The organism is Duganella zoogloeoides, assembly GCF_034479515.1.
GTDB lineage: Bacteria > Pseudomonadota > Gammaproteobacteria > Burkholderiales > Burkholderiaceae_D > Rugamonas > Rugamonas zoogloeoides.
Genome location: NZ_CP140152.1, coordinates 3,140,448 through 3,156,300, shown reverse-complemented (window position 1 = coordinate 3,156,300; position 15,853 = coordinate 3,140,448). Strand labels below are relative to the sequence as shown.

Sequence of the window (15,853 nt, the reverse complement as noted above, 5' to 3'; positions counted from 1 at the left end):
TGCAGGCTGGTCACCATCTATTTGGCAGCATGAAAAACCCTGACAATTCGATAGCGCGCCAGATCGTGGCGCTGATCCAGGAGCAGCACTGGGAGGCCGGCACCCACCTGCCGGCGCAGATGCTGGCCGACCGGCTGCGCGTGTCGCGCCAGCCGGTCGGCGAAGCGCTGGCGCTGCTGCACGAAAAGGGCGTGCTCACGCGCGAGCGCAATCGCGGCTTTTTCACCGCCCGGGTGCTGAACGAGCCGCTGCACGAGGTGGTGCGTGGCCTGGGCCTGGAAGAGAGCGACGTGGTCACCAGCGTGTACTTCCGTATCGCCGACGATTTGCTGCGGCGCGAATTGCCGCTGGCGTTTTCCGAGCAGCTGATCAAGACCCGCTACGGTTTGACGCCGGCGCAGCTGAACGCGGTGCTCGCCCGCATCGCCAAGGAAGGCTGGGCCGAGCGCAAGCCTGGCTACGGCTGGGAATTCTCCAGCATGCTCACCACCCCGGACAGCCTGTTGCAGTCCTATCGCCTGCGCCTGGCGCTGGAACCGGCCGCGTTGCTGGAGCCGGCGTTCCGGCTGGCGCCGGAAGTGATCGCGCAATGCCGCGCGGCCGAGCGCCACCTGCTGGCCGGCGGCATCGAAACCGCTACGGCCGACCAGCTGCACGATCGCGGCGTGCGTTACCACGAAAGCCTGGTGGCGGCTTCCGGCAACACGTTTTTCATCGATACCATCCGCCGCGTGAACCGCGTGCGGCGTTTGCTGTCTTACCGTTCGATGCAGAGCCGTGGGCGCTACATCGAACACTGCAAGCAGCACCTGCACGTGCTGGACCTGCTCGAGCGCGAACGCAACGACGAGGCGTCCGAATTCCTGCGCCAGCACTTGCAGCATACGATCGCGGCGCTGTCCGGCATCGAGGATATCCTGCAGCCGCCACCCTGAATTTTTAACTTGAGAGGCACACCATGACCATCGACATTTCTCCGGCCGTCCGCGCCGCTTTCGCCCCTACCGGCGTGCTGCGCGCTTCCATCAACCTCGGTAATCCGATCCTGGCCAACACCGGCGCCGATGGTGCACCGGGCGGCGTTTCGGTGGACCTGGCGCGCGAACTGGCCTCGCTGCTCGATCTGCCCCTGGAACTGGTGGTGTTCGACGCGGCTGGCAAATCGGTGGAGGCGGTGGCCGGCGGCCAGGCCGATTTCGGCTTCTTTGCCATCGACCCCGTGCGCGGCGCCGATATTGCTTTCACCGCGCCGTACGTGCTGATCGAAGGCTATTACCTGGTCAGGGACGACTCGCCCATCACCGGCAACGCCCAGGTGGACGATGCCGCCAACCGGGTGGTGGTGGGCAAGGGCAGCGCCTACGACCTGTACCTCACCCGGGAACTCAGGCAGGCCGCCATCGTGCGCTCGCCCACGTCGCCCACGGTGGTGGAAGTCTTCCTGGAACAGGGCGCCGAGGTGGCGGCCGGCGTCAAGCAGCAACTGGAGGCCGATGCCGCGCGCCACGGCGGCCTGCGCCTGCTCGACCAGCGCTTCATGGTGATCCAGCAGGCCATGGGGCTACCCAAGGTGCGCGGGGCGGAAGCGGCACAAGTGCTGCGCGATTTTGTCGAGCGCATGAAGGCCAGCGGCTTTGTCGACGCGGCGCTGGCGCGTCATGGCGTCAAGGGCGCCTCGGTGGCGCCCGCAGCGTAAGCGATGCTGCCGGCCTTCGTGGGGCGCGAACGCCGGCTTCGCCATGTGGCAATGTCGCCGGCGGCGGGCCGGCATCGGCATACTGCACAAGTTCTGAGCGGTGGGGGCGTCAGGATCTGGCGTCGGCCGGCGCCTTGGCGCGGCGCAGGCGGGCGGCGAAGTCGCGCAGGAAGTCGGCGCGCCAGCGGCTCACGGTCTTGGCGCCCTGGTGCGGCCCTTCGCTGAATTGCGGCGCCGGGTCGTCGGTCCACCAGTTGGGATAACGCGCCGACGGCTGGCGCGCCAGTTCGGGCGCGGGCATGCGCGACGTGAAGACGCCGGCCTGGCCGTCGAGGCCCGGGTGGTTGCTGCGGATCCGGTACGACCAGGTTTTGGCTTCCTTCGGCGAGAACAGGAAATGCCAGGCACCGTCGACGCCGAGGTAACCGTCGAACTCCTGCTTGTCCACCACCAGGTGCGCATGCGGTTGCGCCGGTGCGGTGCCGGCGGGGCGGTACACCAGCTCCATGATGGCAAAGGTTTCTACCACGTCGGCGGCGGTAGGTGGCGTGGTATAGGTCACGCGCGGCCGGTCCCAGGCGCGCACGAAGTGTCCGCCCCAGCCGTCGGCGGCCGGGTTGGCGGGCGTGGCGCCGAACAGGTAGGTGAGGGCGGGCGTGTCGCCCATCTTGATGTCCGGCCCGATCGAGGCGAAATAATCGCCAAGCGCCCCCGCGCCCTTGACGTGGCGGTTGATGAAGCTGGCATTGCCCAGATCGCCGGACTGGTCGCCGCCCAGGAACCAGCCGCGATACGTGGCGTTGTTCTCGATGATCCACAGGTCCGGGTGCGCGCGCGCCAGGTAGTCGTAGGCGTTGGTGGACCATTTTTTGTTCGGGCCACCGATCATGTAGACGCGCAGCTTGCCCTTGATGGACGGGGCGTCGTGCAGCGCCTGCGCCAGGTCCTCGAAGCCGCCCCACAGCAGCACCCACAGCGGACGCGGATCATCGCGGCGCGCGTTCTCGATGATCCACTGCGATCCCTCGGTGGGCTGGCCCCAGCCCTGCGGGCCGGCCAGGTCCGAGCCGCCCTGCTTGGCGACGGCACGCAAGCGGTCCGGCGTGGGATAGCGGTCGGACCAGGTGCGCAGGTTGGGATAGTCTTTTTCATAGACGGCGATGATGTCGAGCAGGTGGCGCTTGCGGTCGCGGCCCTCACCCCACGGCGAGGCGATCAGGCCGTCGAGGTCGATCATGTCGCTGTAGAGCAGCAGGTGCACCAGCGACTGGAAGTCGTCGAAATCGGTGCCACCGATGTCGGTGGAGACGATCACGCGCGGTCGTTCGCTCGGGGACGAGGGGGCAGCAGCGGCGAAGGGAGACGCGCCCAGGCCCAGCAAGGGCAAACCCAGCGCAAGATTGATCAGCAGTTGTCGTCGGTTCATAAGCTCTATGGTCGGAAGAAACAGGGGCGGGCGCATGCCGCGCGCACCAGTATCGCATCCGGGTGCCGGTGCGGCAACCGGATGCGACCCCGTGCCGAAAATTATCGCTCGGGGCGCGTGTGCGGTGTGAACCGCTGGCGTCAGCCGGTCAGCGCCGCCGCCAGGAAGGACAAGGCGCGGCGCAATGCCCGGTGCTGCTGCACGGCGTGGGCGGCAAAGACCTGGGTTTCGTCGAACTGGCGCAGAAAATCGACCCGCGCCTGACCGTGGTGCTGGCGGTGTTGCAGCCTGGCCCGGCGCTGCAAAGGTGAAGGTGCTTGTCAGCCACGGCGTGCTGGACGACAAGCTGGGCATCCATGTCGGCCGCCATGCCAGCCAGGTTCTGGGAAGCTGCCAGGTACCGCTCGATTACCGCGGATACCACGCCGGCCACGCGCTGACCATGGCGATGGCGACCGATTTCCGCCAATGGTTGGCGGCGCCGATCTGACCGCTGTCCGCCATGCCGGCGCCAGGAAACGCTACATCAAACGCTACATCGAACGCTATATCAAGCCCGGCGACGAACCGGCTCAGCCGCAATCGCCGGCACCGGCTGGCGCGCCGCGTTGCTGATCACGCGCAGGTCGTGGCGGGCAGCGGCGCGGCCGGCACCTTGCCTGGCCAGCTGGAATACCGAGACCAGCTCGCTCAGCGCGGTGGCCTGGTTCTGCATGCTTTGCGAGGCTGCCGTCGCTTCTTCCACCAGTGCGGCGTTTTGCTGGGTGACGGCATCCATGCCGGCGATGGCGGTGTTCACCTGTTCGATACCGGCGCGCTGTTCCGCACCGGCGGCGCTGATCTCGCTCATGATGTCGGTCACGCGGCGCACGCTGACCACCACGTCGTCCATGGTGGCGCCAGCTTGTTCCACGAGCTTGCTGCCGCTTTCCACCTGGTTGACCGAATCGCTGATCAATTCCTTGATTTCCTTGGCTGCCGCAGCCGAGCGCTGTGCCAGGTTGCGCACTTCGGAGGCGACCACGGCAAAGCCGCGACCCTGTTCGCCGGCGCGCGCGGCTTCCACCGCCGCATTCAGCGCCAGGATGTTGGTCTGGAACGCGATGCCGTCGATCACGGCAATGATGTCCACGATCTTGCGCGACGACTGGTTGATCGAGCCCATGGTCTGCACCACCTGCGACACCACGGCGCCGCCTTTTTGCGCGACCGCCGAGGCGCTCAGCGCCAGTTCATTGGCTTCGCTGGCGCTGGCCGAATTCTGTTTGACCGTGCTGGTCAGCTCTTCCATCGATGCGGCGGTTTCTTCGAGCGATGCGGCCTGCTGTTCGGTGCGTGCCGACAGGTCCACATTGCCGGCAGCAATCTGCTGCGATGCGGTGGCGATGGTGTCGGTACCACTGCGTACCTGTTCCACCAGACCGGCGAGGCTGTCGCGCATCGATTTCATGGCAAACAGCAGGCTGTCCTGGTCGCCGTCGCGGGTGTGGATGGCAACGGTCAAGTCACCGTCGGCAATCTTGCCGGCAATTTTAACGGCGTAATCGGGCTCGCCGCCGAGGCGCTTGACCAGCCAGCGGGTAATCAGGGTGGCGCACAGGGCGCCCAGCACGATCGAGCCGATCAGCAGCGTGATGATCCAGACGCGTGCGGAGTCGTACAGCGCATCGGCGCGGTCGGAAGCGGCATCGCCGCCGTCGCCGTAGAGCTTGACCAGCTTGTCGATCTGGCCGCGCAGCGCCACGATCAGCTTGTTCGACTCGCCGCGCAGCAGCTGTTTCGCGGTATCGCTTTCGGCGGCGCGCGAGGCGGCGCGGATCTTGCCGTCTTCAATCATGTAGCGGTCCCACAGGGACAGGAACTCGTCGTACAGCGCTTTTTCCTCGGCCGTGGAGATCAGCTTGGCGTAGGTATCCTGCATCTTGCGCAGATCGACCAGGTCGTTCGCGATGACCTTGTCGTACTTGTCCATCTCGGCCGGGTCGGTGGAAATGATGTACTGGAATTCGCGGGTACGCACCCGGGCGATTTGTGCCTTGAGATCCTGCACCACGCGCATCGCCGGCATCCAGCGCTCGGACAATTCGGTCGAGGCGCGGTTCAGTTGCGCCAGTTTGACGATGGCAAAGATATCGACCGCTGCGGCCAGCAGCAGCACCAGCGCGAAGGCCAGTCCCAGCTTGGTTGCCAGCTTCAAATCACGTAACGAAGTCATAAAAGTATCCTTCAGGCAGTGGGCGCCAGCGCGCCCTGTTTTGTTATTACGAACGATGGGATAGAAAGTGAGAGAATTTCTTAAGGGAAACTTATAATATCACAGCGGAATTGTTTGCGTATCTGCCATCTGTTGCAGTGCGCACTACGTAGTTTCCCTATAGACACAATTGTGCTGGAAAACAACATTTATAGATTATTTAGTGCTGAAAAATGCCGGCAATCGCCCCGTCAGCCGCATTCTGCCGTGCTGGAGCAACAAACCTCCTGAAAATGATGTCAGCTTTATATGTTGCATTGCGGAATCGTGCGTCTTAGTATTTGCAGAACATTTCCATACGGCATTTCTTTCAGGAGGTTCAGATGGGCATAGCACTTCAGCAATCCCCGCAGGTTTTCGTCAACCAGCGCAACTTCGACTGGGGCCAGGACCAGGCCGCGATCATCGCGCTGGTCGGCCGCTATTTCAGCGACTTCAACGGTAATGGCTTCTATCCCCACCCGGATGAAGTGGCTTTGCAGCGCGAACTGCTGGCCGTGCCATCGCTGCGGTGCTTGCAGCGCTACATCGCGGGCGCCGAAGCGCGTGGCCTGGCGATCACCGGGCTGGGCCTGGCCGGCCTGGAGGAAGCGCCGCGCAACGCCGTGCTGTATGCGATTGCGCTGAGCCTTGGTTTTCCGACCTCGACCGACCAGCGTACCCAGCGCGTGGCGTGGGACATCCGCGCCCGGCCCGGCAGCGCGCAGAAAAGCAGCTTCGTGACCTTCTCCGAACGGGTGGGCAGTGCCGACATGCATACGGATTCGTCGTTTTATCCGATGCCGGAAGAACAGTTCCTGCTGTACGTGGTGACGGCGGCGCGTTGCGGTGGCGGCGCATCCTTGCTGATCGGCGTCGATGATATTTATGCCGAACTGCAGCGTACCGAAGCCGGCCGCGCCGCGTGTGCGCTGCTGTTCGAGACGCCGCTGCCATTTCGCGTGCCGTCGGTGTACGCGGCCAGCGACGAGCAGGTGGAAATCGAGATGGCGCCGGTCTTCGAACGGCACGGCGCGCAGCTGACCATGCGCTGGCGTTACGATTCGTTGCTCAAGGGGCTGGCGGCGCGGCCGACGCTCGATACGCCGGCCGTGCGGTCAGCGCTGGAGCTGCTGCACGAAGTCATCGAACAGCGGGCGCCGCGCTTTTCCCAGCAACTGCCCGATGACACCCTGTTGTGGGCAAACAATCGCCGTTCGCTGCATGGCCGCGCCGATTACACCGACCCGGCCCGTCACCTGATCCGCATCCGCATCGCCGATACCCCCAATGCGGAACGCATCGGGCCATCGGGCATTTCGGCGGACTGAGCATGGTCAACGCAATTCTTCCGGTCTTGCTGATCATTGCGCTGGGCGTGGCGATCCGGCGCTATGGCTGGCTGCCGCAAGCGTTTTTTCCGTCGATTGAAAAGTTCACGTACAACATCTGCTTTCCCGCGCTGCTGTTTGCCGGGACGGCGCGGCTCAGCTTCGCGTCGGCGCAGGTCGGCGAGCTGGCCATGGCGACGGTGCTGCCGACCCTGCTGATCACGGTGGTGGCGTTGCTGATGTTGTTGCCGGCCCGCGCCTTGCCCGATGCGGCGCGCTCGTCGGTGGTGCAGGGCGCGGTACGGCCCAACACCTATTTCGGCATCGCCGTCTCGACGCTGCTGTTCACGCCGCAGACGGCGGCGCTGGTGATGCTGTCGCTGGCGCTGTGCCTGCCGGTGGTCAATGTCATCTCGGTGATCGCCCTGTCGTGGTGGAGCGGCATGCCCACGCACCCGGGGCGGATCGCCCGCAACCTGGCGACCAATCCCATCATCCTGTCCACGCTGGCCGGCGTGATCTGGAGCGTGGCGGGCCTGCCATTGCCGGCGCCGCTGTTCAATACGCTGGATATCCTCGGCAAGGCGGCGCTGTGCCTGGGCCTGGTATGCGTCGGCAGCGGGCTGGTGTTTTCAATGCAGGGACTGCGGCCGCTGGCCCTGGGCCTGACGTCGGTGCTGAAGCTGCTGGTGCTGCCGCTGCTGGCGGCCAAGGTCTGCGTGCTGTTGGCGGTATCGGCCCCGGTGGCGCTGGCGGCCTGTTTCTACTGTGCGCTGCCGACCGCCCCCAATGCTTACATCATGGCCCGGCAAATGGGCGGCGACACCCGCCTGATGGCGGCGCTGATCACGTTGCAGACGCTGGTGGCGGCGGTGACATTGCCGCTGTCCGGGCAGTTTTTGCTGTGGATGGCGTGAATGACGTGAATTCGCGACAGGCCCGACGGCCTGCTGCACGCCGAGGCGCCGGTGGATGAGGCGCCATGACTGATGCGCGGTTTGGTGTTCTCGCGTATCAGCAATTTGCAATCAATGCCAAAGTCCGGAGTTCTTCAAAATTTTTCGGCATCTTGGGCTTGATAATGTCCTCGTTGATTTGCAATACGATGGATTTCATCAAATCTGTTTTGCTCAATTTGGTGACCGCCATGACCGCAGCAATCTCGTCCGCCATAGGTTTTGACACCTTGATCGACAAACGTTTGCGGGCAGACTCCGCCGGCAACTCGAACTCGACTTTATTCTTCAATGCCGCCACCAGCCGATCGGACCACGCTGAGCTCTTGCTCGACTTGCCGACGTAATACATCAACAAGCGTTTTCTGAAATCGGAGCTGACGCTTGAATCAATGCGGTAGCATGCCAAATCCAGCGCATCCATATAGATCGCCGGCAGCTGGGCTTCAACCGGCACCATCGCCTTATCGCGGCTCGCCTTGATGGCGGGCGTCGATTGCGCCGGCGTGGAAACGACACGATCACAGACGTCGCAAACACCTGCCAGAATATCGGTGGCAATGCCTACGCCATCACTGAAAGGAATGTCTCGCCGCTGATACGTGGTGTGAACCAGCGCATTGCAGTGATAGCAAATTGCCTTGCTCTTGTCGCCGGCATGTAAAAGTTTCATGGCTTTCTCACTGGTGCACGCTGATAAAAACGGTGTCCGGATCAACGAAATAAAACTTGATAGAGCATTGCCTGCACCGGATCACGTGTACCTCGATGCCGGCTATCGAATGATGAGGGCTGCTGGCATGATCATTCCCGCCGCCGGATTTGATAATTGAAATGACTTGCTCCGGCGTGACTTCAACAATGTGCAATAAATTCTTGACGCTGCTGTCACCACGCACTTCGTGAGAAACTGGCGTCGGGCAAGCGCATCCAAAACTTTCCTTTTTGCCTCTCTATATCCCATCTCTGACTTCCGATCATACGACGAACTTCGTACGCGCACAAGTTTTTACGAAAATATTCGTAAGGAAGGCAGTACTGCGCGATCGCACCGTTCTATATTGGTCGGCGCGCGATCTGGCGGCCACGAAGTGCGTCAATCGTAAGTTGCTGAACCAGGCACTGATCGTGCTAGACGTGAGAGGGACCATTGAAGTATGCGGCGGCCCGGGACGGAATGGGGAGGGGATTGTACTCACGCACAGCGTTTACGAATGCGCCGGAAACCGATGCAGGCATGGCGCAGCAAGTCGCTGGTCGTTGCCGGTGTGCCGTGTTCTGCGAAATAGGCCGGTGAACCGAACACCGCCCATTGGAACGGTTTCGACGGCCGCACCGCGATCATGTCCTGTTCAATGTCAGTCGATCTAGCTGTCGGAAGCCGATACCGCCCGCTATGCGGCGGTGCTGCTGGTGGGCGGCCACGGTCCGATGTGGGATTTCATCGATAACGCCGAGCTCATTGCTCGGCGACTGCGCTGGGCGAAGCCATCGTCGCTGCATTGCGGCCGCGCTGACCTGGCGGTTAGCCAGGTTCCTGGCCAAAGCGCGCCGCATGGCCGCTGGCCCGGAACCTTTCAACGACATGTTCCACGAAGACGCGCACCTTGGCCGGCACCAGCTTGCGGCTCGAGTAATAGATCGTCAGCGGGCGCGTCTCGGCATACCAGTCCGGCAGTAGCCGGACCAGCTCGCCGCTATCGAGGCAGGGCAGGGCGTGCGGCAGCGGCAGCAGGGCGATACCGAGTCCGCGCGCTGCCGCACTGGTCATCGCTTCCGGGTCGTCGAACACGGCCACCGGCCGGATGGTGGCGACCAGTTCGTCGCCGGCCCGGTTCTTCAGCGTCCACGGTTGCAGCCGGCCGGTGGCCAGCGAGCGGCGCAGCAGCCCGCGATGGCGGGCCAGGTCGGCCGGTGTGGCCGGCGCGGCATGGCGCTCGAGATAGGCAGGCGCGGCGGCCAGCACGATGTGCACGCGCGACAGTTCGCGCGCGATCAGCCCTTCGGTCAGTTCGATGCCGCCGCCGATGCCCACGTCGTATCCCTGCGCGATCAAATCCACTTGGCGGTTATCGAAATGCAGGTCGAGGACCACGTCCGGGTAGCGCTCGATAAAATCGTCGAGCAACGGCAGCAGGTAGTTGCGGCCCACCGTGTGCGCCATCGACACTTTGAGCGTGCCTGCCGGCTTGCCGGCGCCCTGGCGCAGTGCCGTCAGGGCGTCGCCGATCTCGGTCCACGGCAGGCGCACCTGCGCGTACAGGCGGTCGCCGTCGGTCGTCAGCGCCAGGCTGCGCGTGCTGCGCTGGAACAGCCGCACGCCTAGCTGGCTCTCCAGGCGCGCCACGCTTTTGCTGACTGCGGCCGGAGTCTGCCCCAGCTTGCGGGCGGCGGCAGAAAAGCTGCCCTCGCTGGCGGCGGCAATGAAGGCGTCGAGATAGCTACTGAGTTCGGTGAGCATGGGCGTCCATTTGATTCCATTTGATACCAATGGTTGAAAGTGTACATGCTAATTACCGGCTATACGCAATCAATTCTCCGCTCCATACTGGATCCATCAACTCACCCCACGAAAGGAAATGATCATGAACTCGAACCTTCACCTCAGCGGCAAAGCAGCTTTCATCAACGGCGGTTCGCGCGGTATCGGCGCTGCCACTGCCCGCCGCCTGGCCCGTGACGGCGCCAAAGTGGCGATCGGCTACGGCGCTTCGGCCAGCGCCGCCGAAGCGCTGGTCGCGGACATCGAAGCGCAGGGCGGTACCGCGTTTGCCATCCACGCCGACGCCAGCGACGCCGCAGCGCTCACCCGCGCCATCGACCAGGCGGCAGAGCGCTTCGGCCGCCTCGATATCCTGGTCAACAGCGCCGGCGTGCTGAAACTGGGACCGGTCGAAGAGTTTTCGCTGGAGGATTTCGACGCCACCGTCGCCGTCAATATCCGCGCCGTGTTCGTGGCCACCAAGGCAGCCGTGGCGCACATGAAAGAGGGCGGTCGCGTCATCAATATCGGCAGCACCAATGCCCAGCGCATGCCGTTCGTCGGTGGCGCCGCCTATGCCATGAGCAAGTCGGCGCTGGTCGGCCTGGTGAAAGGGCTGGCGCGCGACCTCGGACCGCGCAATATCACCGTCAACAACGTGGCGCCCGGCCCGATCGACACCGACATGAACCCCGCCGAAGGCGATTTCGCCGCCAGCATGCACGGACTGATGGCCTTGCAGCGCCACGGCCACGCCGACGAAGTTGCCGCCATGGTGGCCTATCTGGCCGGCCCGGAAGCAGGTTTTGTCACCGGCGCGGACCTGCTGATCGATGGCGGTTTCGCGGCCTGATCGTGTAGAGGGCGAGAGTCGGGCCTGACCGGCGCCAGGGCGGTGGCGTCGGGTCGGCGCCGGCGGCCTGCCGAACCACGCAGGCCGCCGGGAACCGTTATCATGGCGGTCTATCCGACGTTACCCGTCGCCAGCCATCGACCCACGAAAGCCAGCCTGACATGCCCAACCCCACTTCGCGCCGCGGCTCGCCGCTGCTGCTGTTACCAATCGCCCTGATCGTTGCCGCCCTTGCCGCGCTGTTTGCGTGGGTGGGCGGCTGGTTCGGCCACCACGACCTGACGCCGCAAAAAATGATGAACTTTGCCGAGACGTCCGGCAAACAGGCGGCGGGTTTCCGCCGCGCGCACAGCAAGGGCGTGTGCTTTGCCGGTACTTTCACGCCTGCGCCCGATGCGGCAAAGCTGTCGAAGGCCCGGGCGTTTGCGCAGCCTTCGATCGATGTCATCGGCCGCTTTTCGGCTGCGTCCAACAACCCGTATGCGCCCGATGGCGCGTCGCCGGTGCGCGGCATGGCCGTGCAACTGAAAACCGATGACGGCCAGGAATGGCGCATTGCCATGAACAGTTTCCCGTTCTTTGCCGCGTCCACGCCGCAGGCCTTCCAGGCCATGAACGAAGCCGGCAAGCCCGATCCGGCTACCGGCAAGCCCGACCCGGAAAAGATGAAGGCCGTGCTGGCCGCCAACCCGGAGATCGCCGCCTTCCAGGCCTGGGCCAAGACCGCGCCCAAGTCCGACAGCCTGGGTAACACCCGCTTCAACGGTGTCAACGCCTTCCGCCTGACCGATGCACAAGGAGCAGACCGCATGGTACGCTGGTCGATGCGCCCACGCCTGCCGTTCGTCGCGCTCACGCCAGAACAGCTGAAAGCAGCCGATCCCGACTTCCTGATCGCCGACCTGGACCGCCGCCTGGCCGCTGGCCCGCTGCTGTGGGACCTGGTGGTGCAAATCGCTGCGCCCGGCGACCCGATCACCGACCCGTCCAAGGCCTGGCCCGACACGCGGCCCGAAGCCACCATCGGCACGCTCGCCATCAAGCATGCCGAACCGCAAGCGACCGGCCCTTGCCGCGACCTCAATTTCGACCCGCTGATCGTGCCGAACGGCATCGCCGGCAGCGACGATCCGGTATTGCGCGCCCGCTCGGCCGCGTACTCGGTATCGTTCAACCGCCGCGAACGCGAAATCTCCGAAGGCAAGTCCGCCTATCCGGTCAACCAGAACGGGAGCGCCCGATGAACCGCCCACGCCACTTCAACCTGCTCGCCCGCGTGCTGCACTGGTCCATGGCGCTGGCCATCCTGGCCATGCTGTTTGTCGGCGCCGGCATGGTCGTCTCGCTGCAATACCGGGCGCCGCTGCTGGACCTGCATCGCCCGCTCGGCATCGCCATCCTGCTGCTGGCCATCGTGCGCCTGGTCAATCGCCTGACCCGGCCCACGCCGGCGTTGCCCGCCGACCTGCCGGCCATCCAGAAATTCGCCGCCCACGCGTCGCACTGGCTGCTGTACGCGCTGATGCTGGCGATGCCGCTGATCGGCTGGGCCATGCTGTCGGCCGGCGGCTACCCGATCCCGATGTTCGGCGGCGTGCACCTGCCGGCCATCGTGCCGCACAGCCCGGAGGTGTACGGCATGCTGCGTCCCCTGCACGGCGTGCTGGCATACGTGTTGTTCGCCACCATCCTGGCCCACCTGGGCGCGGCGCTGTATCACGCGTGGGTGCGGCGCGACGAGGTGTTCGGGCAGATGGCCAACGGTGATCGACAGTAGCAGGTTGCCGGTTCTGCCACCGCGACGTTTGCTGCACTGCGTCGTAAAAAACTGACAAATTCAGCAATGAAAGCCCCTCGATATGCAGGGGCTTTCCTTTTTGTAGAAACTGTCAACCGGTCAGGTTCTTGCACGTAACGTTCTGTTATATGATCGACGGGATTCATAGACTTCTCCCCGATGATGAGACTGCTCCAAGTTCTGCTGGCCATACTGCTGGCGATGCTCCTGCCGACCGGCGCCGCCAGCTCCCCGAATGCCACGTCCGGCATCGCCGGGAAGGACCTGATGCGGCTCGATGGCCGGATCTACGTGGCGTCAGTGCAAGACCAGGCATTCCCCCGCGCGCAGGCCGACATCGCGCGGTGGGAGCGGCAGCGCACGGCCGTCCCGCGCGTCAGCCTGTTCGGCGGGGCGTACTGGCTGGTGGCCGAGGTGCGCAATGACAGTGCGGTGGAAGACTGGGTACTGGCGCCCGGCAGCGTGCTGTTCGAGCATGCGCTGATCAAGGTGTACGCCAGCGACGGCAGCGTCCAGCAACTGGCCGGCGGGTACCGCGCCGATTACGAGTACGCGCTCCATTACGGCAAGCGCTTGCGGCTGGCGCCAGGCGCCACCGCCACCATTGTCGAGCGCATCGACAGCCCGTTTTACCAGGCGCCGCCGTCGCTGCGGCTGTATCCCGAGGCCGAATACCGGCACCTGACCACGCTGGAAAACACGCTGATCCTCGGCTCGCTGGGCGCCTTGGGCGCGCTGGCCGTGTTCAACCTGTTCGTGCACCTGATGAAACCGGACCGCGCGACGCTGTTCTATGCGCTGTACCTGTTCATTTACCTGCTGGCCTGGGCCCAGGAATTCCACCTGCCGGCGCACCTGCTCGGGTGGCACGACCTGCGCTGGCTCTACGTGCCGTTCTTCCTGCTAGCGGTGCCGCATACGGCGTTCTACGTCGAGTTCCTGCAACTGCGCCAGCACTTTCCGCTGCTGGCAAAGATCAGCCGCATCAACTACGTGCTGCCGCTGCTGCTATTGCCGGTCAACGTGCTGGCGCTGCCGTATGCGCCGATGCTGGCCACGCTGACCATCAGCATCTGGCTGTCGCTGGCGCTCATTTGCGGCATTGCCAGCCTGCGGGCCGGCATGCGCCAGGCGCGCTATTTCGTGCTGGCGTCGTGCGCGTTGATGGTGCCGGCGACCATCATCTTGCCCAGCAATTTCGGGCTGATGGCGCCGCCGGTGGGCAACCCGGAATTACTGACGCTGCTGGGCGGCACGCTGGACGCCTTGCTGCTGGCCTTTGCGCTGGCGCACAAGCTGCGGCTGTTGGCGCAAGAGAAGGAGCAGTCCATCATCCTCGCGCGCACCGACCACCTCACCGGCATCCCCAACCGCCACGCGTTCGACGAGCAACTGGCGCTGCGCTACGCCGCCGCGCGCGTGGACGGCAAGGCAAAGGGCGCCGGCCTGGCGCTGCTGCTGATCGACCTCGATGGCCTGAAAGCTGTCAACGACCGCGACGGCCATGCGCGCGGCGACGCCTTGCTGCGCGAGTTCGCCCAGGGTTTGAACGCGCTCCAGCAGGCACAAACCGCCGTGTTCCGCCTGGGCGGCGACGAGTTCACCATCCTGGCCCCTGCGCACAACGTGGCGACGCTGCTGGCGGCGCTGCAAAAGCTGGAGGCGGCGCTGCGCCAGCGCGGCTATCCGCAGGCCGGCGCCAGCGTGGGCTGGGCCAATGCGGCGGAGTCGGCATCGGCCGAGGCCATGGTGGCGCTGGCCGACCAGCGCATGTACGACCACAAGACCTCGCGGCGCCGCTCGCGCGCCAGCGACGGACTGAGGACGGGTTAGCTGCCGGCTCGGCGTCGTTCAGCATTGCTGCGTTGCCGGCGGACGGCGATAGCGTCTGCCGTGGCCGCGTTGCTCAGATCTGCGCCGCCAGGGCCGCGTGGGTGTCGTGCATGATCCGCGCATGTTCGGCCTTGTCGCCGCCGCTGATCTCGATCTCGCCCAGGCGTCCCGAGTTCTCCACCACCATGCGGCAGCGTTCCCAGCGCCGCGCCTCGAACCCGGTCAACGCCGCCTCGATGGTGGCCGCGCCGTCGAGTTCGTCGGCCAGCACGATGGCGTCCTCGATGCCGATGCATGCGCCGGACGCCATGTGCGGCGTGGTGGCGTGCACGGTGTCGCCGATCAGCACCACGCGGCCGCGATGCCATGGCTGCGGCACCAGCAGCGCCTCGAGCGGGCGATAGACGATCTGGACGTCGGCGCCCGGTTCCAGCAATTGCGCGCGGCATTGCTGCAGCAGCGGCGCAGCGAACGGCGCCAGCAGGTCGGCCAGCATGGCGAGGAACTGCGCCGGATCGAGCCGCACATTGTCGGCGCGGTCTTCGGTGACGAACAGGTACATCTGGTTGCGCGAAACAGGATTGAGCCCCGCCTTGATCTTCGCCCCCACCCACATCGTGGCCCGTTCGATTTCCGGCGGGCGCGGCAGCACGGCGCGCCACACGCACTGACCGCTGTAGCGCGGTGCAGGTGCCGGCAGCAGCGTCTCGCGCACTTGCGAGTACAGGCCATCGGCGCCGATCACCAGGTCGTATTGGCCCGCCGTGCCGTCGGTGAATTCCACCTCCACGCCATCGGCGTGCTGGCGCAGGCTCGTAAAAGTGCAGCCCAGGCGCACCCTGGCGCCGCTGGCGATGGTGGCGTCGGCCAGGATGTTCGCCAGGACCGGGCGCATGATGGCGCCGCCGCCAGGCACGTCGGCGCCGGCCAGGCGCGGCGTGGGCACGGTGGCCAGGTACTGGCCGTGTGGCAGCATCAGGTCCACGCCATCGGCCGCCGCGCCGTCTTCGAGAAACCGGTCGAGAATGCCGAGGGTTTTGAACGCGCGCAGCGTGGCGCCGCCCAGGCTGATGCCGGCGCCGTACGAGCGCCAGCCCGGATCGATTTCCACCACGTCCACGTCGGCGCCCAGTTTGCGCAGCTCGATTGCGGCGGCCATGCCGGAAAAGCCGCCGCCGATGATCAGGATTTTGTTTGCTGGTGATGTCACGGTTGTCTCCGTCGAAGTATGATTATTGTGGTGTT

The 15,853-nt window shown here is 65.0% G+C and carries 16 protein-coding genes; 11 read left to right on the top strand and 5 right to left on the bottom strand.

All coding sequences use genetic code 11. From position 1 onward, the window contains the following. Positions 1–29: 29 nt before the first annotated feature. Together SR858_RS13890 and SR858_RS13885 are read left to right on the top strand one after the other, a co-directional pair. Entirely contained in the window at positions 30–935 is a 906-nt protein-coding gene (locus SR858_RS13890; protein ID WP_019924276.1) for a GntR family transcriptional regulator, read from the top strand. 23 nt (positions 936–958) lie between these two features. Continuing rightward, positions 959–1,696 carry an ABC transporter substrate-binding protein gene (locus SR858_RS13885; protein WP_019924277.1) on the top strand — a complete coding sequence of 246 codons (738 nt, stop codon included), beginning with the start codon at positions 959–961 and terminating at the stop codon, positions 1,694–1,696. 109 nt (positions 1,697–1,805) lie between these two features. On the opposite strand, the gene SR858_RS13880 is transcribed toward SR858_RS13885, so the two are convergent. Then, positions 1,806–3,122 carry a DUF1593 domain-containing protein gene (locus tag SR858_RS13880; protein ID WP_019924278.1) on the bottom strand — a complete coding sequence of 439 codons (1,317 nt, stop codon included), beginning with the start codon at positions 3,120–3,122 and terminating at the stop codon, positions 1,806–1,808. Positions 3,123–3,241: 119 nt separating this feature from the next. On the opposite strand from SR858_RS13880, the gene SR858_RS13875 reads away from it, so the two are divergent. Beyond that, the gene (locus SR858_RS13875) at positions 3,242–3,433 is read left to right on the top strand and encodes a hypothetical protein (protein WP_154820117.1); all 192 of its coding nucleotides are present in this window, start codon (positions 3,242–3,244) and stop codon (positions 3,431–3,433) included. After that, positions 3,430–3,612: a hypothetical protein gene (locus SR858_RS13870; RefSeq protein ID WP_019924280.1), complete on the top strand. Its 183-nt coding sequence runs from the start codon at positions 3,430–3,432 to the stop codon at positions 3,610–3,612. Before SR858_RS13875 ends, SR858_RS13870 begins: the two co-directional genes overlap by 4 nt. A 60-nt stretch (positions 3,613–3,672) precedes the next feature. Here SR858_RS13870 and SR858_RS13865 read toward each other — a convergent pair whose 3' ends face one another. Then, positions 3,673–5,337, bottom strand: a complete 1,665-nt coding sequence (locus SR858_RS13865) for a methyl-accepting chemotaxis protein (RefSeq protein WP_026637735.1) — start codon at positions 5,335–5,337, stop codon at positions 3,673–3,675. A gap of 362 nt (positions 5,338–5,699) precedes the next feature. Here SR858_RS13865 and SR858_RS13860 point away from each other — a divergent pair, with 362 nt between their 5' ends. After that, entirely contained in the window at positions 5,700–6,686 is a 987-nt protein-coding gene (locus SR858_RS13860; protein WP_019924282.1) for a TauD/TfdA family dioxygenase, read from the top strand. 2 nt (positions 6,687–6,688) lie between these two features. Continuing rightward, the gene (locus tag SR858_RS13855; RefSeq protein ID WP_026637736.1) at positions 6,689–7,603 is read left to right on the top strand and encodes an AEC family transporter; all 915 of its coding nucleotides are present in this window, start codon (positions 6,689–6,691) and stop codon (positions 7,601–7,603) included. 97 nt (positions 7,604–7,700) lie between these two features. On the opposite strand, the gene SR858_RS13850 is transcribed toward SR858_RS13855, so the two are convergent. Then, on the bottom strand, positions 7,701–8,315 hold the full coding sequence (locus tag SR858_RS13850) for a hypothetical protein (RefSeq protein ID WP_019924284.1): 615 nt from the start codon (positions 8,313–8,315) through the stop codon (positions 7,701–7,703). Between SR858_RS13850 and SR858_RS13845 the strand changes: the two genes are divergently transcribed. After that, complete coding sequence (locus SR858_RS13845) at positions 8,314–8,475, top strand: hypothetical protein (RefSeq protein WP_157094845.1); 162 nt, start codon at positions 8,314–8,316, stop codon at positions 8,473–8,475. The two genes, SR858_RS13850 and SR858_RS13845, sit on opposite strands and share 2 nt — an antisense overlap. A gap of 692 nt (positions 8,476–9,167) precedes the next feature. Here SR858_RS13845 and SR858_RS13840 read toward each other — a convergent pair. Continuing rightward, a complete protein-coding gene (locus SR858_RS13840) occupies positions 9,168–10,103 on the bottom strand; it encodes a LysR family transcriptional regulator (RefSeq protein WP_019924286.1) in 936 nt (311 codons plus the stop codon). A 124-nt stretch (positions 10,104–10,227) separates the two neighbouring features. Between SR858_RS13840 and SR858_RS13835 the strand changes: the two genes are divergently transcribed. The 4 genes from SR858_RS13835 to SR858_RS13820 all read left to right on the top strand — a co-directional run bounded on the left by SR858_RS13835 (position 10,228) and on the right by SR858_RS13820 (position 14,608). Beyond that, a complete protein-coding gene (locus SR858_RS13835; RefSeq protein ID WP_019924287.1) occupies positions 10,228–10,977 on the top strand; it encodes an SDR family oxidoreductase in 750 nt (249 codons plus the stop codon). A 161-nt stretch (positions 10,978–11,138) separates the two neighbouring features. After that, a complete protein-coding gene (locus tag SR858_RS13830; protein ID WP_019924288.1) occupies positions 11,139–12,221 on the top strand; it encodes a catalase family peroxidase in 1,083 nt (360 codons plus the stop codon). Beyond that, positions 12,218–12,754 carry a cytochrome b gene (locus SR858_RS13825; RefSeq protein ID WP_019924289.1) on the top strand — a complete coding sequence of 179 codons (537 nt, stop codon included), beginning with the start codon at positions 12,218–12,220 and terminating at the stop codon, positions 12,752–12,754. The genes SR858_RS13830 and SR858_RS13825 overlap by 4 nt, the downstream gene beginning before the upstream one ends. A gap of 180 nt (positions 12,755–12,934) precedes the next feature. Beyond that, on the top strand, positions 12,935–14,608 hold the full coding sequence (locus tag SR858_RS13820; RefSeq protein ID WP_019924290.1) for a GGDEF domain-containing protein: 1,674 nt from the start codon (positions 12,935–12,937) through the stop codon (positions 14,606–14,608). 73 nt (positions 14,609–14,681) lie between these two features. On the opposite strand, the gene SR858_RS13815 is transcribed toward SR858_RS13820, so the two are convergent. Continuing rightward, positions 14,682–15,818 (bottom strand): FAD-dependent oxidoreductase, encoded by a 1,137-nt coding sequence (locus tag SR858_RS13815; protein WP_019924291.1) that lies wholly within the window; start codon positions 15,816–15,818, stop codon positions 14,682–14,684. Positions 15,819–15,853 lie beyond the last annotated feature (35 nt).